Here is a 21073-nt window from a genome sequence, read left to right on the forward strand (position 1 = left end):
ACAGACCTTTTCGACTTATGCTGTAAAGTTACCATCGTAACTTAGCATTACTGCTGAAGACACACCTTTTACGTTAGAAATATCTGAAACGATTTTTGTATCATTTTCTTTTACACGCACTTCATATGTGACTTCCGTTTCATACTCTAAAATATGGGACTTTGATTTTAATGCATATTTCTTCGTTGAATTTCTTAGTAATTGATCTATAGCATCTGCTGCTTCACCATTAGCAAATTTCACAACTAATAAATATGGATTTTCAACTACAATTTTATTTGCAAATACGATAATGACTAAACTTATTAAGATTGTGCCGACGATTCCCAACAGTATAAAACCTGCACCACATAAAATGCCTACAATTACTGACCAAAACAAGTAAACTAAATCCATTGGATCCTTAATCGGCGTACGGAAACGAACGATAGATAACGCCCCAACCATACCAAGTGATAATAGAACATTCTGGCTGATACCCATTATGACTAGTGCTGTTGCCATTGTCATAACCATCAATGAGATATTAAATGTATGGGAGTAAATTACACCATTAAACGTTTTCTTATAAACTACATAAATAACTACCCCCAATAGGAATGCTGAAATCAGTCCTAGTAGTGAATCAGTTAAAGAAAATGAAACTGTTTTTTCTATAAAGCTTGATTTGAAAATATCTGTAAATGTTGTTGAAGTTGCCATTTTATTTCCTCCTAATTTTATACCGTAGGGGATGAAGACCCCCACTGATTGAATTTTTACTTTATATATACATACGACTTAACTGATATTTGGAATAAGCCTCATGTTTCGTATTAATACCTTGAAGCATCATTTTCACAACATCGGGTAAGTACTCGTCGAATTTTACTTCTAAAATAACCTCTGTCGGATCAAGGACATCGATCATTGGTAAATGCTTATTGAACATATCTGTATTACGTATGCTTGTCTGCACTTTACTATCAAAAGTCACTCTTACATTGCCATACAAATAAACGTAAGCCTCTCTTTCATAATCGACTACTGACATTGGCTTAATTAAGTTCCCTTTCATTTCTAAGTACAAGTCACAAATTAACGGGCGATCATCTTTTTCCATCCACTGAATATCACCGATACGAATTTTTTCAAATTCTGACCTCGTCATATTGCACTTAGATTTAAAAGTAAGATTATTACGCTTACTTTTCCGTTCAAGATTAATAATCCCATCACTTTTTCCATAAATACGAACACGATATTTATCTCTAGTTAAATAGCCTTCCTTTTTCTCGTTCATTACTTTGTTTTCAAAGTTATCAAAGTAACACGAACGAATTAAATATTTTCCTGTTGGACCAGAATGGGTATCTAAACGCATCACATATTTCAGTCTATTTTTTAATAACATATAATCTATATATGTGATGCCATACTTCAGTTCTTGTCGACCATTCGGATTAAATGATGTATGAATAGGCATGATTACACTCCTTTTTTTAATTTGATACGCTTTGGAAAAGATCAACTAACTTGCTGATAAACATACTTTAACTCCTGAATAAGTCAGGAATACGTCAAGTAAATATTTTGTAATTTTTGATGGTATTCTTATGAGGATATATAATTGAAAAAAAGAGGATGAGAGTGACTAGCGTCACCTCCATCCTCTTTTTTGTTAATAAAAACATCCGATAACTTCTTATATTTGCTTCCATTCATATTAAAAAAGAAAGATCATCTAAATGATCCCCCTTTACTATCTATTTCCCCTTAAACTGGGGAGTTCTCTTTTCCACAAAAGCTTGAATCCCTTCTACATGATCTTCCGTTTTTCGCATTGTGGATTGTGTAACAGCTTCTCTTTCTAGAACAGATTGTAATTCGTTTAATTTTGTTGAATGTAAAATTTCTTTTGATGCAATCATTGCAGCAACTGGTGATTGGACTAGCTTTTGTGCATATGATGCGGCAGTTGCAGATCCTAAACCATCTGAAGCAACTTCATCCACAAGACCGATTTTTTGTGCTTCTTTTCCAGAGAACAGTTGGCCGCTCCACATAAGCTGTTTTGCTTTTGGAATACCGACTCTTTCTTTTAGGAAGAAATGGCCACCTCCATCCGGAACTAACCCAATTCCGATGAAATTCATGGCAAGCTTGCTATTTTCTTCTGCGATGATAATATCACAACCTAATACCAAACTAAATCCTAATCCTGCCGCTGCCCCGTGTACTGAAGCAATAGTAATTTGAGGTAACGTATATAAAGTTTTCGCAATTCGCGTAAGGTACGTCATCGCCTCGTCAATATCTAAAGGATTCTCCTTATCCAGCATCGCTTTAATGTCTCCACCTGCAGAAAATGCGCGCCCCTCTCCTTTAATAACTAACACTTGAACAGATCTGTCAGATTGAAGTGATTCTAGGCTTTCTGCTAGCTCTCTCATCATCACTCCATTCATTGAATTCATCGCTTCTGGACGATTCAATGTTAAAGTTGCAATACGCCCTTCTATTTCTAACAATAAAGTATTATACATATACATTCCCCTTTGTAAGTGAATAGTCATTCATTCTTCTATTACATTCGTTATAATGCACTAAATATCCTGCTTATAAAGGTGAAGTTTTTAGACTATCTGATGAGACTTCAAAAAGGGTGTAGGAGTGGTAGCGCACATCCGTATCATACGGCCGTTCATGCGGCCTGGAAAACGTGAAGACAAATGTAGGCTAATTCATATTATTAGACTTTCCATTAATTGTTCTAAAGAGTAGTGTGAATTCTACATGTTATTCCATATATAATTCCTGTTTTCTTTATCAGCAGTGGTCGTTAGGATGTGCGCCTTCCAGGCCGCAAGAGGGCGAAGAATGAGACTTCAAAAGGGGAAGTAGCGAAGCGTGCGGCAGCGCACATCCGTATTAGGCCACCCCCTATAAATAGATACTTTTATTGTGAAAACTATTTACTTGCTGATGTATTTACTTGCTCATCTATAGGTAACTTGCGCTCCTTCTCCATTAACTTGCGATGGATTATGATTTACTTACGAAACAGAATATTTATCCACTTATACTGTTTCACGCCATAGAACGTAAAGAAAACGAAAAAAGAACCTCTCCATAATAGGAAAAGTTCTTTTCATTAATTTCTTAGATGCCTTCATAAAGTTCTTGAACAGGCTTAATCAATACGCGATTTACTTCTTCAATTAGTTGACTTAAAGCCATTTCTGCTTGAAGCATGTGGAATATCTTTTCGTTTCCTTGTGCTAGCTGAGCTGTTTTTTGAGCATACTCAATCTCTTCTCCAGAAATTTCTTCCCCATTCATTTGCTTCTCTTGTAGAGACAATTGAACTTTACGGAAACTTTGGAATAACGCTAGAGCCTCTTCATCAGCCTTTACAGATTCTACTGCTGTCTGTACATTGGAGAATTCATCTGTTTGGCGTAGTGTTTTTTCTAGTTTGTTAATGTCGTCATAAATGTTAATCATGTTAGTAAGCTCCTTTAATTTAAGTAGTAAAGAATACAATCAGTCCTTGAATAATACCGATAAGTCCACCAAGAACACCACCTAAAATGGTAATCATTTTGAACTCTCTTTTCGAAATACCAAGAACGATTTCCTCTAAGCGTGATACTGGGAAAGTATCTACTTGCTCTTTTACCATATCTTCTAATTTCATTTTACGCAAGACTTCTTCTAGCTTTGCTTCAGCCTCTTGAAATGCAAATGTCGTCACTTTCGGTATCAGATATGACTCTGTCCATCCAGTTACTCCTGGGAAATAATGCAAGAAGCTATAATGTAATCTTTCTTCGATTGCCAATTGTTCTGTCAAATATACTTTAACATTTTTAACAATAGGCTCAAAGTCAAAGCCGTCCATCATTTCATTTAGAGGACGATCTTTTAATTTTTCCCATTCGCTTCGGACTATTTTTTCTAGCATATTTTTTGTTCCAGGTGCTCTTAGGAATTTTAATATTTCCGGTTGAACTTTTCCAGCAAGTGATGAGGATTCACCCATGAACATTTGAATCATATTGCCGAGCGTTCCTTTTGTTGAAAGGAAATCATCAATAAGATTTTTTACCGTCTGCTTACCTTCAGCTGATTCAAAGAAATCTTCGCCTTTAAGTAAAATGTACGAAACAATTTCTCCAACTTTGGTATCAGCTTTTTGTTGCCAATCCATTGGTGCAAGCTGACGTATAGTTTCTTGTTCGAATCTAGTTTTTAATTGACTAAATTGAACATCCACCTGTTCTTCTATTTTGCCATTCACAATAGCTGGCACATTTTCTAGTCCAGCAAGTTTCAACCAATCTTTTATCGTTTTGTCCGACTGAAAGATTTTTTCGTTCAACTGCTCCGTTAGGAAATGATTTGCTTTATTTTTCATTTCTTCATTGAAATATTTTTTCTTGAAAATATCAGGCGTTAGTAAATGCTGTATAACAGTATTTCCTAATTGCTTCGCAAGCTCATCGCGTCTTTTTGGGATAAGCCCCGGTGTGAACGGGATGCGCCAAGAGCCTATAAATTTTGCCTCATGTGGTCTAAATAACATTTTAATGGCTAAGTGATTAGTCACCGCTCCGATCGCTGCTCCGACTACTGCCATAAATGTGATTGTCCATATAAAATCCATCGATTTCACCTTTTTCCTCTAGCATATAGATTATTATAGCAGAGGATAGACAAACACTAAAAGAATTTACAATAAATGCAGTATCGTAGTAAGACGGATTGCATGCTCGGTCTCATCATGCATTGCAACAAATAGTGGAGCATAAGCTTGTTGAATTGGTATTTGTAACAACATTTCCTTATAAAGCTCCGCAGATTCCAATTCATCCCTAATCGCATCTTTTAAGCATTCTTTCAAATTTGTGCATAATACGGGTTCCGGAAAGTTTTGTACAAATGTACCGGTCAGCATATAATAGAGTTGTTGGAACATTTCGTAATGGCTTTTTTCATCCTCATATATATGTTCGATAAAACCTTGAAAATACGGATCATCCGTCAATTTATACATAGTACGATAAAAATGATAATCCTGAAATTCGTTAAGTATGGCTTGCCTTAATTGCTCATTAAACAATTCAATGCTCCTTCACTAATCATTTATATTAGTGTATGCTAACAAATTCTCTCACATGAAAGGTTGATATCCATGCTACAACACTTTAGCTTCAAACCACTCTATGAAAACAAACAACTTCCAGGTTGGACTGTCTCTTTCTTTTATAAACAACAGAGATATACTGCAGAATATGAACCGGATGGCATGATAAAATGGATAGGTGAAACACCAGCTGATGAAGAAACAGTGAAAAAAATGATACACGAGCTAATGTTATTTCATGTGTATGACTGAAGTTTCACTTTGTAAAAAACTTTCACGTTTGTTTGTATAAACGTAATTGTTTAATGTTAAGTTTGTTTTTACACAGTATGCAACAAGAAAAAAACTGCATATGTTTGCGTACAAACACATGCAGTTTAACTTTTTATTCATTCTCCAAATCAGCAAATACGGTTCCGATAAATACTTTTACAATCTCTTTTATCGAACGCTCATCGACATCAAACTTAGGATGATGATGTGGATAAATAGCATTCAACTCTTCGTTTCTACCACCAACTATAAAGTACACACCTGGTATCTCTTTTTGATAATAAGCGAAATCTTCACTTCCCATCATTAGATCTCCTTGAATTACATTTTCTTCTCCTACAATCATTTTTGCAATGTTCTCTAATCTTTTTGTTTCGTCTGGATCGTTCCAAATAGAAGGACAATCATTTACATATTTTAACTCGTATGAAGCATCAGCTGCTTCGCAAGTACTTTTCACAATTTTCTCCATCCAAACTTGAATCATTTTTCGGACTTCTTCATCAAACGTCCGAACAGTTCCTTTAATAGAAGCAGAATCAGGTATTACGTTTGTAGTACTACCACTATTAAACGAACCAATTGTAACAACTGCTGCTTTTAGTGGATTTACTTTTCTACTAACTATTTGCTGCAGATTAAGCACTACTTGACTTCCAGTGACTAGAGCATCGATTGTTTCATGAGGAGATGATCCATGTCCCCCCCGCCCATTAATTGTGATATAAAAGTCATCTTGTGCAGAGGATGCATAGCCTTCCACTACACTAAACGTTCCATAGGCTTGCTGAGACATGACATGTGCTCCGTAAATTACATCTACACCATCTAAGCAACCATCTTTAATCATATATTCCGCTCCACCAGGAGATGTCTCTTCCGCAAATTGATGTAAGAATACGATTGTACCAGGAACTTGCTCCTTTACTTCACTCAATATTTTTGCAACTCCTAATAAAGCAGCTGTATGAAGGTCATGTCCACAAGCATGCATAACACCAGGAATTTTAGATTTATAGTCTACTTCTTTTTCGTCTTGGATAGGAAGAGCATCAAAATCTGCGCGTAAAGCAATTGTTTTCCCCGGTTTTCCGCCTCGTAAAAAACCTAATACTCCTCTTCCACCAACCTCTGTTTTCACTTCTAATCCTAATTCAGTAAGAAAATCTGCTACTTTTTTCGGAGTCTCTACCTCTTCATGCGATAGCTCTGGGTACATATGCAAATCTCTTCGTATATTAACTAACTCTGGATAAATTTCTTCTAATCTATTAAATAATTGTTCAATCATAACTTTTCCTCCTAAAAATTCTATCCATTAACTCATGCTGGCCAAAAGAATAAATGTGCAACCGTTATGAAAACTCCACCTAAAACGAATTGAATAACAATTAGTGGCCATAACCATCGCACCCATTTACCATAAGAGATTTTAGCCATAGCAAGTGCAGCTAAAATTAGCCCACTTGTTGGAGTAATAATATTTGTAATACCATCACCCATTTGAAATGCAAGTACTGCCGTTTGTCTACTAACGCCCAATAAGTCGGAAAGAGGAGCCATAATCGGCATCGTTAAAGCTGCTTGACCACTACCGGACGAAACAATCACATTTAATACTGTTTGCATAAGATACATTCCTATTGCTGTTAAACCTGATGGTAATTCTTCTACTAAATTGGAAATACCGTATAACACAGTATCAATCGTGTTACTCTCATTCAAAATTACAAGTGCCCCATACGCAAAGCCAACTACAAGTGCACCTACTACAAGTTCCTCACACCCACGCACAAATGACTTTGTTATTTCATTAAAGTTCATTCGATTAATTAACCCCATTACAATCGCCATTATCAAAAATAAGGCTGCAATCTCTGTCATGAACCATCCAAATTTAAGTACTCCAACTGCTAACACTATTAAAGTCAATCCTAAAACCACTAAAGTTGCCACTTGCGTTTTCGTAATCGAATCTTGTTCAATTGCATTAATATCTATATTTCTTTTTCGGTCTTCTTCGTACATAATGCTTTTGGTAGGATCCTTTTTAATCTTTCTTGCATAAATCATGACATAACCAATCGATACAATCATAAACACGATCCAAAATACTATACGTAATCCCATCCCTGAGAAAATCGGTACATCTGCAAGTCCTTGTGCCACACCGATGGTAAATGGATTCATGAATGCCGCTGTAAATCCAGCTGATACACCTACAATGACCATTGCTGCTCCAACCATAGAGTCAAAGCCCATCACAATTGCAATAGGGACTAAAATCATAATAAATGGAAGGACTTCTTCGAACATCCCTATCCCCGCTCCAGCAAATCCGAAAAATAACATGATTACTGGAATTAGTAGCATTTCTTTACCTTTCATCTTAGTAGATAGTGATCCAAATGCTCCTTCAATAGCTCTTGATTCTCGGAACAAGTTAAAAGAACCTGCGACAATAAATATGAAGAATATAATTGGAGCGGATTGAACCATTCCTTTATGGATAGCATTAAAAACATCTAAAAAACCAGCACTTTTAGAGTCTATCGTCGTGTAAGATCCATCTACTACCACACTTCTTCCATCTTCAGTCACAACACGCTCATATTGCCCAGCAGGAATAAGGTAGGTTAATGCTGCCATGACGATGACAACTACAAATAATATAATAAATGGATGAGGTGCTTCTCTAATTTTTTTCTGTTTTAGAGTTTGCTCATTTGAAATAGTCGTCATTTAATTTTCCCCTTTGTACATAATTTTATAGTGAACTGCTTATTTCTTCTCCCCTAATGGACAATCTCTTTAGTAACTCCTCATTCACTTGTATGCCAAGACCCGGCTGTTGTGGAACAAATAATTTATTTTTTTTGTACATCATTGGTGCAATATCTTTTGAAAATATAAGTGGGCTCCCCAATTCATTCGCCACTACATTTTTCTTGGATAAAGCTAAATGTGCCCCAGCTGCTGTTGAAATAGAAGATTCAATCATTGAACCTATAATACAACTGATACCTGCCATTTGCGCTTGATGAACAAGCTGCTGTGCAGGATAAATCCCTCCACACTTCATCAGTTTAATATTGATCAAATCTATAGCATTTAACGAAATCAATTCTCTTAATTGTTCTGCTCCATGTATTGATTCATCTGCCATTATTGGGATAGAAGTCCTTTGATGAAGTTCTGCTAACCCTACACGATTTGCTGCTATAATAGGCTGTTCCATCCAATCAATGTAATATTTTTCAAGCTCTTTTAGTGCCTGTAATGCCGTTGTAGTTTGCTTCCACCCTTGATTTGCATCTAGCCTTAGCTTAATCTTCGGACCAACAGCTTTTCGTATTTCTGCAACTAATTGAACATCTTCCCTTGGAGTATTTCCCACTTTTATTTTTAATTCACTATATCCTTGGTCTATTGCTGATTTTGCTTCTTTTATCATTTCTTCATTGGTTCCCATCCCAATTACATGAGTAATACTTAGTGATTGATAATAAGCGCCACCGAGTAAGTTAAAAATTGGCTGTTTGGCTACCTTACCCATTAAGTCATAACAAGCAATATCAATGGCCGCTTTTGCTGTTGGTGCATAATGTAATACGGCATTCATTTTGTCGTGAATCTTTTCAATGTTAAAAGGATTTTCTCCTAAAACTACAGGTGCTAAATAGTTTTTAATATTGGATAATGTACTTTCCCAAGTTTCTCCTGTTACATGCTGGTCAGGTACAGCCTCACCATATCCTACTAAACCATCATCTGTTTCCATTTTTAGAATAAGAGAAGGCATCACTTTATACGTTTCATAAGCTATCGTAAAAGGATTTTTAAAAGGTAAGTGAATAGCATTTACTTGTATAGATATAATTTTCAAGAACCGATCTCCCCCTCTTTATGTAAGCCTTTTCAATTTATAAAAACCACTTAACGTCATTTGCCTTTATATAGACGCTAATAGATTGATATAAATTTACTATATTATTAATAGCCAGTCAATATCGAATTTACAGAAAGTTTTAAAAAAGAAAAACCGGGCGAAAAAACGCCCGGCCTCTAAGAACAGAAACCCAGATATGCCGTTGATTTCCGCTCCGAGCGGACGCTTTCTGTGGGCACGGCTTCAGCCACTTCCTTTGCTCCTGCGCAAGCTCCTCGCAAAAAAGATTTTCGCTCCAATCAACAACGTTCCCTTTATAAAAACTTATAATTGTAAATAGTATCAGCTAAATAAACGAGTATTATAGGATAAAAAGTCATGATGAAATTAGCGCTAGTAATAAGGAAAATCTTATCATCTAAGCAATATGAATTGCCAAACCACATAGTGGAATACTACTCCCTATATTAATTGTAGTGGAAAGCGTCCGCCTGAAACGGAAATCAACGGTACTAATCATTCTTTCCAGTCCCATGAACCATATGTACACGGTACATTTTTATATACTTTCTTATCTCTAAAAAAAAAGAACCATATTAATCGAAACTAATACGGTACACAGAACGGGGACGTCCTTTTGAATGCGGTTGTTCTTCTCCAACCTTCTTAACATAATTACATTCTATTAAGCTTTTTAGTATTCTTTCAGCACTTCGTCTACTAATTCCTAAATATTCTTCAAGATCTATCGTCGTAAAGCTTGTACTTCTTCTTAATGCCTCAAAACGTACTAACTTTGTAATGGTTGACACACTCATTCTCGTTGCACTTGCAATAGATAAGATATAATCATCTTCACTCTTTAGAGAATATACTTTATCTTTTCCTTGCAAAGGATTTATGATTTCCTGGTTTTCCGAAACAATATAAATAGAATGCCTTTGTTCCGCTTTTTTTCGCGCATGGTAAAGTGCAATTCTTGCATTGCCTTCCGCTATCCTCGCAGAGTATCCAAGACCAAATCCGATGTTCATCGATATTCCATAAGATTTCTCTACCTGGTGAAAAAATTCTTCCAAATTTTCTTTTTCTATAAACTTATCTAGACTTCCTCTCGTTCCATACAAGATAAACTGATCCATCCCTATTAATCGCAAAGAATAATCATGCTTCCTAGCAAAATTTAACATCATTTGGTGAAGAAATATAGTTGTGTTTTGTTCCATCGTATCGAATTCATGAATAGCATTATCTGATAGACTAAATGTAACTAACCCAATGGCAATTTCCGCGTTTTTACTTATAGCTAATCGCCCATAAGTAATTGCTTTATGTATTGTATCAACTACCGCTTTTTCCGGAACATTCATAGGCACCGACGGTATTCCTTTTTCTCGTAGCATTGAATACACATAATCCACGCTCGTAATTATAAAATCAATTTTCCCAGAATTCCACAGTTGCAAGTGATGATCAATCACTTTTTCCACATTAAATGATTCTGGAGAGTCATTTATCATTTCACCACTATCAAATACATACCAATCATCTCTTGAAAGATTAAATTCTTCCACCACATGGTCTACGTAAAGAGCACTCCCTACATCAATCGACAATCGTTTAATTCCTTTCTCTTGATGAATCATGGAATAAAACAATGTACTAGTTAGCGTATATTCATCTAAAGGGATAAATACTGCCTGCCATCCTCGCTCTTCTAATATATCCTTACACACAAGATATGGAAGTGGACCCGCAAAAATTACGACGTCACAATCAACAATGCTTTCGACTACTTCCCTACTCTTAGATGGATCTGCATAAATGTAAGGTGTAATTTTCACGTCTTTTAATTTATTGCTATTCCTTATTATTTGATCAATCGCCTCTTTCGAACTTACCGCTGCTATATGAATCATCACAAACACCGCCTCTGCCTTTTTTATACCATAATTGGACTAATATAGAAAGCAGAGTAATACTCATTCAATTTTTTTCTTACGCCCAAACAGGATATAAAAATAGGTAGATGCAATAATATAAAGAATACCAGTAATCGTAAACGTATACGCATATCCCCAATAAAAGCCAAATGTCATGACAAGTCCAGTCGAAATTGCTCCAGTACTTGCCCAGCCTACATTAAATACCATTTGGTTTACCGAATTCGCAAGCCCCTTATATTTATCCTGGACGAGATCCATTGCAATTGCGCTTTGAATAGGATTCCCAGCATTCATCAAAGCCTGACGCATTAAAAAAGCAATAGAAGCGATGATTAAAGAATTAGTAAAACCAGTGATGAATAAAAATGGTATCGACAGCAGCTGAAAAATAACTAATGCCTTTACTTTACCAACCCTTTTCACTAAAGCAGGTCCTAGCAACATAGCTACAGCCGTCATTGCAGAGCCAAGTGACAATATGAGACCAATATACGTATTCGATGCATCAAAGCGATTAGAAAAATATAAATTCAAATAAGGAATGACAAGCCCTGAACCAGTTCCAATTAGTAAGTTTGCAAAGCCGAATAATAGGATAACCTTGAAATTTTTGCGGAAACCATTCGGTGCATTTGTTTCAAATTCCTCAACCTTGATGTTTTTATCTTCTTTAACAATTACAGGTTTAAGTTGGAACAAAGGAAGCAAGCCGAATGTGAAAATGATTGCTCCTATAATTAATACATATTTAATCGAATCTACCGTAGGAATATTTCCAATTACATGAAGAGCATCAGCTAGCACCCCTCCCCCTAAACTTCCCACTACACTAGCAATGGTCATCAAGGAAAAGTGAATACTAAAAAGGTGCATACGCTCACTAGAGTCTGTATTTTCGGCTAAAAAAGGAACGCCGGATACCTGAACTAATGCCATAAATAATCCTGTAAAGAATGCAGCATAAATCAGTGATTGTTCGCCTGTTACTAAACTTCTGTAGAATAGGGTACTTGCAGCAACTACAGCACCTGCGATTATGATTCTTTTCCTACCTAATTGGTCACTTAAATAACCTGCTGGCACTAACATAAGGGCAGAAGCAAGAGATGTCATGGAAATAATCTTGCCATTAAGAGTTTCAGGGTAGCCAAGCTCTTTTATGTATAGGTTGTACATAACTGAAAATACACCCATTCCAATTTGAATGAGTATATTTGCAAGCATAAACATTTTCACATTCCTATTAAAGGAAGATAACTTCTTTTTCCAATCAGCAAACCAAATATACATAGAGTACCTCTTCTTTTTTATTTCGGTACTCTAAATATATGTTTTTCGAATAAAAATTTCAATCTAAAATATTTTCATTAATCTGTTGATGTCATGGAATTTTAGCTTACAAACTCCCTCTAGTCTCTTTGGAAGTCCTTAATAACAAGATTATTGACTTGTCAAAGGGGGTCCGTTAGTAAGGTTTTCCTCAAATAGATCAATAATTTCTATAAAACGTTCTGCTTCTCTAAACGTGTGGTCTGCTAATAGTGGATGAATATTGCTCTTAATTCGACACGCCTCAATTAAGTCACGTGCCGTTTTCTTAAAATCTCTTAAAGAAACGACAGATACTCGATTTTGATCTAAAAACTGGTGAAGCAGTGGAGGAGTCTCTGATTGTGGTCTCATGCTTTCCAAGTCAAGTGCTTGATATAATAACTGATCAAAATCGTGGCTAAATTCTCTTGCCTGATCGACTAATTTTCGTTCACTAGGATCTAAAAGATGACCAATAAATTTAGCATGGTCTGCCATAATTTTAAGGAAAAACACATTTTCTTTAATGATTGCTTCTGGTAAAGGCTGCAGTTTCCCTTCATTTAATTCTTTTAACCTTTTAGCAAAGTAAGCTGCCTCTCTACTTATATGATCAACTAATAGTGGGTAATTGTTAGTTCTGATTTTGCATCGCAGTATTAGTCCTAATACTTTTCTTTTATACCCCCAAATCGATACGACCGCTTGATACACATGTGAATTAAAAGCCTGTATTTGCCTTGGATCAGAATTCACAGAGTAACCCGCTAACTGCTCTTCAATTTTTTCAAAAATTGCAATGTACTGTTGTGCTTCTTCAATTAACTTTTCCTCATTAAAAGTAAATCCTAAGCTTAAAAATAATGCATGTTCCTTCATAATCCTAGACCAAAATCTAATTTCATCTAATGACCTTTCAACAAACTCATTTGCCAACCATCCACCTCCAAGTTTTTCTTACTGTTATCGTATGATACGTTTAGCAAAATAATCTCCAAACATTTTTTTCAAATGCTTCCTCGTCATTTGTCTAATTTCTCTGGTAGAAGAGATTGGTAAAACTTGATTGTTGGAGTTTTTTCAAGGAAACACTAGGCATCAAAAGAGAAAAAGACACCCAGTCCTTTTAAGAAGAGTAAACTTAGAAACATCGTTGATTTCCGCTACGGCGGACACTTTTCGCTGGCATGGCTTCAGTCTCTTAGGGACAACAGGATGTTGGTTACGAAGGCGTTGCCACTCGAGGTAGCGCTCTTAGGCTTTTTTCCTCTGTAAACAACTCTTTGGGGTCTCGACTTTCTAACTTTCTAGGTGATGGCTTATCGCTCACCCCACGGAAAAACATTGATATGACAATGTTCGTTACTTTTTAGTTTATTCGCAAACTTTCATTCGGGAAGATTTTTTATTGTAGTTGGATAGTTATACATCTGAATTTTGGTTAGTACTTTTTAATTTTTTAAACTTAATAATGAATAGAATTATAAATAAAACCATAAGAAACAGACCTAAATAGAGTAGCCCTGTTCCTAATGGATAGTTTATTGCATATTCTTTTTGATATTCCAATAGCTCTTTACTACTTATAGAATTAATATCTTGTAAAGGGATAAGAATGGTTTGTAATATATATCCAATTATTATTAAACAAAATGATAAAAAACTTATGCTAATAAGTGTTATCTTATCTAACATGAATCGCATAATATCACCTCAATTTTTTGCTATTACATACATAGACGTTTTCATTTAATAAAGGTTGTTCTATACAAAAAATATTCCCAAAACGTGATTTGAGAACCTTCTCAATTATCATTGGAGTTACTCAAAATTCTGGAGATTTTCCTTGTTAGAACCTATGTACACGGTACATTTTTATATACTTTCCTATATGTAAAAAAAGGGAATATCCCCGCATGTGTTATACATGCTGAGATACTCCTGCTTGTAATTTATACATTTGTTCATAGCGACCTTGTAGCTGTATTAACTCGTCGTGAGATCCACTTTCGACAATTTCACCTCGGTCTAGTACTAAAATGCGATCAGCATTTTTAATAGTAGAAAGTCGATGAGCGATGATAAAAGTGGTTCTTCCTTTTTTCAAAACGTCCATCGCATGTTGAATAATTTCCTCGGTTTCTGTATCAATATTAGATGTCGCTTCATCCAATATTAATATAGCCGGATCGAATGCAAGAGCTCTTGCGAAAGAAACGAGCTGTCGTTGACCGGACGATAATGTGCTCCCCTTTTCAATAACAGGTTCATCCAAGCCTTTTTCAAGATTTTTCAATACTCGCTCCCCGCCGACAGCCTCTAAAGCAGCCTCAACTGTCTCTCGAGAAATACGCGGATCACTTAAACTTACATTTGACTCTATCGTTCCTGAAAACAAATAAGGATCCTGTAAAACAATGCCCATATGATCACGGATCGTTTGTCTAGATACGGTAGTTATATCTATTCCATCTATTAAAATTCTCCCTTTGGAAGGATCATAAAATCGGAACAACAAGTTCATAATAGAGCTTTTACCTGACCCTGTATGACCGACCAGCGCTACTGTCTCTCCTTTATTTGCTACAAAGTTCAAATTTTTCAATACATATTCATCTGCTTTATATGCAAAGGAAACATCTTGAAACTCCACATTTCCTTCATATCTTTTCATACGTTCGTCTTTAACTTCTTCTCCTGTTTCATCAAGTAATTGGAACACTCGATGGCCAGCAACCAATGACCTTTCTAACTGAGCAAATTGGTTAACAATCCCTGTGATTGGATTAAATAAACGAGTCGTATAGTCTACAAAGGCATAAAGCATACCTGCTGAAATGATTGTATTTGGCTCCATGGATAAGCTTCCGAAATACCAGATGAACATCACAAACATAATCGTACGAAGTACACTTACTAAGTTAAATGAAGTTGCTGAGTCTAGAGTAAGTAACTTTTTCTGATAAGTATAATGTTCTTCATTCATCTCTTCAAATTCGCGTTCCATTTGCTTCTCGCGTTTAAATGCTTGAATAATGGACATCCCTTGGATGGATTCATTTAACATAGCATTTAAATCGGCAATTTTCGTACGAACTACATGATTATATTTAGATGCATACTTCCGATAAGCAATCATCCAAACATACACAATAGGAACAACAAATAGTGCCATTAAAGCCATTTGCACATTTAAGATGAACAATGCTACGTAAACCCCTGCAATAGAAATGATACTAGTTGCAAACTGAGATAATACTTGCACATATAAATTACGAATTGCTTCTGTATCATTCGTAACACGTGCTACAACTTTTCCAGCAGGCAAGTTATCAAAATACTGTATTGGCAATGTTTGAATATGTTGAAAAACATCATTTCTGAGCTTTTGCACAACTCGGTTTGCACCAATCTGCAAATTGATAAACATAAAATATCTAAACACCGCTGTTACAATAGCTAAACCAAAGTAGACAGCTAATAACATTAATATAGGCTGAAGGTTAATAGCTCCATCTGTAATATGGTCATCGATAATTTTCTTAGCAATGAATGGACCGGTTAAATCAGCAAATACCGCAATAGTTAAAAAGATTAGACCAAGGATAATTGGTTTTTTATAAAATAACGCATAATGGTAGAGTCGTTTTCCTGTACTCATGACGACACCCCCTCAAGCTGTTGACGATCATATTGCTCTTTGTACCAACCATTTTGTTCAAGAAGTTCTTCATGAGAACCTTCTTCCACAATAAGACCTTCATCTAAAACGATAATATGGTCAGCATGCTGTATACCCGACAATCGATGCGTCGTAATAATTGTTGTCTTTCCACTACGTTCATTTTGTATATTTTCGATAATTTTAGCTTCTGTCTTTGCATCTACTGCAGAAAGAGAATCATCTAACAGTAAAATTTCTGGATTTTTAATAAGTGCACGTGCAATGGATACACGTTGTTTTTGTCCACCAGATAATGATACCCCTTTTTCCCCAACTAACGTTTCTAAGCCCATCGGTAAATTCATTAAATCCTGTTGAAAATGTGCAAGTCGAATTGCTTCTTCTAACTCATCTTCCGTCGCATCTTCTTTACCAAAAAGAATGTTTTGACGAATCGTTCTAGAAAACAATACATGGTCCTGTGGAACATATCCAATCCATTCTAGAACCTGATCTTTCGTTTGTGCAGAAATTGCAGTCTCTCCTATTGTAAGCTGACCAGCACCAATCGGATATTCCTTTAATAATTGCTTCATAAAGGTAGTTTTTCCGGAACCAGTTTTACCTACAATCCCAAGTGTCTGACCTTTTTGGAGGTTCACTCGAATATTTTGAAGATTTTTTACTTGGGACAATGGGTATTGGAATCCAACATCCTTAAATCCAATGGAATCCACACTATTTAACTGGACTGGTGATATAGGATCTTTTACATCTTGGTCGTAGTCTAGTGTTTCTTGCACACGATCAAGCGAGGCATTTCCACGCTGCATTACATTGATTAACTCTCCAATTGCAAACATCGGCCAAATTGCCATTCCTAAGTAAACGTTAAAGGTGATTAAATTACCAACTGTCATTTCACCCTTTGATACTAGATAAGCACCATAACCTAGGGCAACTACATAACTGATACCGGTTCCCACTTTAGTAATAGGACCGAAAAGTGCATCAATTCGTTCTACAACCATATTTTTTTCATAGACTTCTTCACTCATATCAGCAAATTTCTGTTCATCAGCTCTTTCTTGGACATAAGCGCGGATAACGCGAACCCCAGCAACTGATTCTAATACACGGTCATTTAAATCACCAAATGCATCCTGTGCAACCATATACTTTTCGTGAATAATTTTCCCAAGATATTGCATTATAAATGCTAGAATAGGTATTGGTAAAATTGCAAAAATAGTAAGTTTCCATGAAATGATAAAGCCCATTGCAAGTATAAGTGCAGCCATATACATGGTCGAATCAATTAATGTCATGATTCCAAATCCTGCTGTAGTTGCTACAGCATTCAAATCATTTGTTGCACGGGCCATTAAATCACCCGTACGATTTTTTTCGTAAAATGTAGGTGTCATGTTCAAAAATTTTAAGTTTAACTTTGAACGTAATATACGCTCGATCGTGATCGAACCACCAAATAATTGATATTGCCAAACAAAGTTAAGCCCATAACCTATAATAATTATTCCAACAAAATAGAGTACATATTGCATTAATGACTCTTTTGTCATTTCCCCCATAGTTATTGAATCGATTGCCTCACCAACTAACCACGGTGGTAAAACCTCAAATGCACTAGCAATTATTAACAGACTAACCGCTACTGTATAACGCTTCCAATGATCTTTAAAAAACCATTTCAATTTAAATAAAACAGAAAACATTGTATAACCCCTCTTTTCTTCTTTCTACACATACTTATTAGCTATCCACCTTCAAGAGATTCCTTTAGTAAAATTTGTTTTGTCCGTTGAATATTCATATCCAACACTCCTTTTCCTATTTTTCACCAAAAATTGGAAGTAAAAAGACATAAAAAAGCGCATTACCCATCTAGAGGTAATGCGCTTTAATAATAGACAATATAATACGTAAATGTCTGTTATTAAATCATTTCCAGTCTAATGGTAGGTATGAACAACTTATAAAGTTAACAACGCCATCTTTTAAACGAATCATTTTGTCATACCTCCATTTCCATTTTTTTGTGTATATTAACAGTAGCATACCGAAAATTTAATTGTCAATACTTTTTGAATTTTTATAATGAATGGACTATTGCACCTAACACAACACTTATGAGTACTACTTTGTATGGTGCTAATTTATATACAACTAATAGCGTAAAAGTTATTAATACAATCACAAAATCCATCGGACTATTCACAGCACTCGTGAATACTGGATCATAAAGTGCTGCAAGAAGAATTCCTACAACAGCAGCATTAACTCCCTTTAAAGCGGATTGAATCCCTTTTTTGGAACGAATAATAGACCAAAATGGCAATGTTCCAATAACCAATAAAAATGATGGTAGAAACATCGCAAAAACTGCTATCAATGCTCCACCAGTTCCAGCAGTTATTTGTCCTAAAAAACCAGCAATCGTGAATAACGGTCCAGGTACTGCCTGTGCTGCTCCGTACCCAGTAAGGAACATATCTGCAGATACATCTACTTCCCTTTGTAACATTGGTAATACAACATGCCCTCCACCAAATACAATCGATCCAACTCGGTAATAAGTATCAAAAATTGCATAATAGACAGATTGTGCAAATGGCTTTAGTAGAGGCAGTACAATTAGTAACATAAAAAATAATATCCAGCTAATTATTCCTGTCTTTTTTCCAAAGCTTAGCTTCATCTCAGGGACAGAATCAATTGATTCATTTTTAAAATACAAATAACCAAAAATGCCTGAAATGATAATGATCGCTATTTGACCAACTGCCGTAGGAATAAGCAACGTGAGTATTGCACATCCTATTGCAATAGTAATCCTTATACGATCTGGAGCTAATGATTTTTGCATACCAATTAAGGCATGTGCAACAACTGCAACTGCCACTATTTTTAACCCTTGGATCCAACCACTATCAAAAGAACCCGAACTTGAGATGAATGCAGCGAATACCATTAAAAGGATTACCGATGGCATCGTAAAACCAATCCATGAAATAATACCTCCCAATATTCCACCTCTTAATAATCCAATAGAGATTCCTACTTGAGAGGAAGCTGGTCCAGGTAAAAACTGACATAACGCAACGATATCCGCATACAATTTGTCATCTAGCCATTTTCTTTTATCCACATATTCGGCCCGAAAATAACCTATATGAGCGGCTGGTCCTCCAAAAGATGTTAAACCAAGCTTAGTAGATGCCTTCAGTATTTCTATATATTTGTTTTTCATCTGGACCTCCTCAACTATATTAATCTATATTATCTAATATTCTTAAGCGCAAAGATATTAAGCTTTTGTAAATATTAATAATAGTTTAGCTCTATTTAAAGTAGAAAGATTTGTAATTTCTTTTTTTATATTTTATTATTAAACGTATAAACTATTTTTTAGAAAACAGGAGGTGTACACTTTGTCTTACCCCTCATTTGGGTTAGGGACAAAGTAATTATTTGGACATAGCCATACGATTGACAGCATTTGCTGTCTTAATCGCATTCACTGCATTTTTCGTTGCGAGTGAGTTTGCAATTGTAAAAGTAAGAACTACAAGAATTGATCAGCTCATCGCTGAAGGGAACACTAAGGCGATAAATGCCAAAAAAGTAGTTTCCAATCTGGATGAATATCTATCCGCCTGTCAACTCGGGATCACCATAACAGCTTTAGGGCTAGGTTGGCTCGGAGAACCGACAATCGAACGGATTCTACATCCGGCATTTAATTATTTTGAGCTCCCAGAGAGTGTTGCCTCTTTACTTTCATTTATTATTGCATTCTCTCTTGTAACGTATATACATGTAGTTGTAGGAGAGTTAACACCAAAGACATTTGCCATTCAAAGGGCAGAACAAATTACACTAGCAGTAGCAAAACCGCTTATCATATTTGATAAACTTATGTATCCAGTCATTCATGGTATGAATGGTTCAGCACGATTCTTAGCAACTAAAGTATTTGGTTTAGATGCGGTCTCAGAGTCAGAGGTAGCCCATTCCGAAGAAGAGCTTCGTATGATTTTATCCGACAGTTTTAAAGGCGGGGAAATCAATCAAGCCGAATATAAATACGTTAATAAAATTTTCGAATTCGATGATCGTATTGCAAAAGAAATTATGGTTCCCCGTACAGAGATAACTTCTATCGATAAGGACTTTACGTTAGATGAAGTATTCCAACTGATTGGTGTAGAACAATATACAAGATATCCAGTAACTGATGGAGATAAAGATCACATTATTGGACTCGTTAATATGAAAAATCTATTAACTGCATATATAAAAGATCCTACAAATGCAACGACTCCTGTAAGTGATTATATGCAACCGATTATCCGTGTTATTGAGAATATGCCTATTGCCGATTTGTTACTTAAGATTCAACGTGAACGAATCCATATGGCTATCTTAATGGATGAATACGGTGGTACTTCAGGACTTGTGACTATTGAAGATATTATCGAGGAAATCGTAGGCGATATTCGTGATGAGTTCGATACCGATGAGCTGCCAGAAGTTCAAAAGTTAGAAGAAAATCATTATATTGTTGATGCTAAAATGTTAATCGAAAATGTTAACGACCTACTAGGTATAGATATCGATGAAGAGGATATAGATACTATAGGTGGCTGGTTTATGACAAAAAGCTATGAAACCATAAAAGGTGAAAAAATTCAAGAACAGGGCTATGATTTCATGATTAAAGAGATTGATGGGCATCATATTCAATACTTAGAGATTATTAAATCTGCTCCACCAATTGAAGAGCTAGAGCCAAAAGTTGAATAATAAAATCATTATAGATCACAAAAACGACTCTCATT

General features: G+C 35.6%; 17 protein-coding genes. 2 read left to right on the forward strand and 15 right to left on the reverse strand.

Annotated elements, in window-relative coordinates:
• Nucleotides 1–15 precede the first annotated feature (15 nt).
• From KD050_RS05625 to KD050_RS05650, 6 genes are all read right to left on the reverse strand, one after another.
• A complete protein-coding gene (locus tag KD050_RS05625; protein WP_211895247.1) occupies nucleotides 16–702 on the reverse strand; it encodes a DUF4956 domain-containing protein in 687 nt (228 codons plus the stop codon).
• A 61-nt stretch (nucleotides 703–763) separates the two neighbouring features.
• On the reverse strand, nucleotides 764–1465 hold the full coding sequence (locus KD050_RS05630) for a polyphosphate polymerase domain-containing protein (RefSeq protein ID WP_211895248.1): 702 nt from the start codon (nucleotides 1463–1465) through the stop codon (nucleotides 764–766).
• Nucleotides 1466–1745: 280 nt separating this feature from the next.
• Nucleotides 1746–2525, reverse strand: coding sequence for an enoyl-CoA hydratase (locus tag KD050_RS05635; protein WP_370627186.1), 780 nt, complete (start codon nucleotides 2523–2525; stop codon nucleotides 1746–1748).
• 616 nt (nucleotides 2526–3141) lie between these two features.
• Nucleotides 3142–3486 carry a YlbF family regulator gene (locus KD050_RS05640; protein WP_090570206.1) on the reverse strand — a complete coding sequence of 115 codons (345 nt, stop codon included), beginning with the start codon at nucleotides 3484–3486 and terminating at the stop codon, nucleotides 3142–3144.
• A 19-nt stretch (nucleotides 3487–3505) separates the two neighbouring features.
• Nucleotides 3506–4648, reverse strand: coding sequence for a DUF445 domain-containing protein (locus KD050_RS05645; RefSeq protein WP_211895250.1), 1143 nt, complete (start codon nucleotides 4646–4648; stop codon nucleotides 3506–3508).
• A 66-nt stretch (nucleotides 4649–4714) separates the two neighbouring features.
• Nucleotides 4715–5104, reverse strand: a complete 390-nt coding sequence (locus KD050_RS05650; protein WP_211895251.1) for a ferritin family protein — start codon at nucleotides 5102–5104, stop codon at nucleotides 4715–4717.
• Between the two features lie 72 nt (nucleotides 5105–5176).
• Here KD050_RS05650 and KD050_RS05655 point away from each other — a divergent pair, with 72 nt between their 5' ends.
• Complete coding sequence (locus tag KD050_RS05655; RefSeq protein ID WP_211895252.1) at nucleotides 5177–5380, forward strand: YheE family protein; 204 nt, start codon at nucleotides 5177–5179, stop codon at nucleotides 5378–5380.
• 133 nt (nucleotides 5381–5513) lie between these two features.
• Here KD050_RS05655 and KD050_RS05660 read toward each other — a convergent pair whose 3' ends face one another.
• The 9 genes from KD050_RS05660 to chrA form a co-directional block, all read right to left on the reverse strand.
• Nucleotides 5514–6692, reverse strand: coding sequence for a M20 metallopeptidase family protein (locus tag KD050_RS05660; protein WP_211895253.1), 1179 nt, complete (start codon nucleotides 6690–6692; stop codon nucleotides 5514–5516).
• 32 nt (nucleotides 6693–6724) lie between these two features.
• Nucleotides 6725–8143 carry a YfcC family protein gene (locus KD050_RS05665; RefSeq protein ID WP_211895254.1) on the reverse strand — a complete coding sequence of 473 codons (1419 nt, stop codon included), beginning with the start codon at nucleotides 8141–8143 and terminating at the stop codon, nucleotides 6725–6727.
• Between the two features lie 25 nt (nucleotides 8144–8168).
• Nucleotides 8169–9287, reverse strand: coding sequence for a mandelate racemase/muconate lactonizing enzyme family protein (locus KD050_RS05670; RefSeq protein WP_211895255.1), 1119 nt, complete (start codon nucleotides 9285–9287; stop codon nucleotides 8169–8171).
• 599 nt (nucleotides 9288–9886) lie between these two features.
• Entirely contained in the window at nucleotides 9887–11209 is a 1323-nt protein-coding gene (locus KD050_RS05675; RefSeq protein WP_211895256.1) for a transcriptional regulator, read from the reverse strand.
• A gap of 63 nt (nucleotides 11210–11272) precedes the next feature.
• On the reverse strand, nucleotides 11273–12526 hold the full coding sequence (locus KD050_RS05680; protein WP_211895257.1) for an MFS transporter: 1254 nt from the start codon (nucleotides 12524–12526) through the stop codon (nucleotides 11273–11275).
• Between the two features lie 150 nt (nucleotides 12527–12676).
• Complete coding sequence (locus KD050_RS05685; RefSeq protein WP_211895258.1) at nucleotides 12677–13483, reverse strand: DUF2935 domain-containing protein; 807 nt, start codon at nucleotides 13481–13483, stop codon at nucleotides 12677–12679.
• Nucleotides 13484–14468: 985 nt separating this feature from the next.
• Nucleotides 14469–16208, reverse strand: coding sequence for an ABC transporter ATP-binding protein (locus KD050_RS05690; RefSeq protein WP_211895259.1), 1740 nt, complete (start codon nucleotides 16206–16208; stop codon nucleotides 14469–14471).
• The gene (locus tag KD050_RS05695) at nucleotides 16205–17947 is read right to left on the reverse strand and encodes an ABC transporter ATP-binding protein (RefSeq protein ID WP_211895260.1); all 1743 of its coding nucleotides are present in this window, start codon (nucleotides 17945–17947) and stop codon (nucleotides 16205–16207) included. The genes KD050_RS05690 and KD050_RS05695 overlap by 4 nt, the downstream gene beginning before the upstream one ends.
• 377 nt (nucleotides 17948–18324) lie before the next feature.
• The gene (gene chrA / locus KD050_RS05700) at nucleotides 18325–19482 is read right to left on the reverse strand and encodes a chromate efflux transporter (protein ID WP_211895261.1); all 1158 of its coding nucleotides are present in this window, start codon (nucleotides 19480–19482) and stop codon (nucleotides 18325–18327) included.
• A 221-nt stretch (nucleotides 19483–19703) separates the two neighbouring features.
• On the opposite strand from chrA, the gene KD050_RS05705 reads away from it, so the two are divergent.
• Nucleotides 19704–21038, forward strand: coding sequence for a hemolysin family protein (locus KD050_RS05705; protein WP_235753921.1), 1335 nt, complete (start codon nucleotides 19704–19706; stop codon nucleotides 21036–21038).
• The last annotated feature ends 35 nt before the right edge of the window (nucleotides 21039–21073 follow it).

Origin of the sequence: Psychrobacillus sp. INOP01, from assembly GCF_018140925.1 — a bacterium.
Classification (GTDB): domain Bacteria; phylum Bacillota; class Bacilli; order Bacillales_A; family Planococcaceae; genus Psychrobacillus.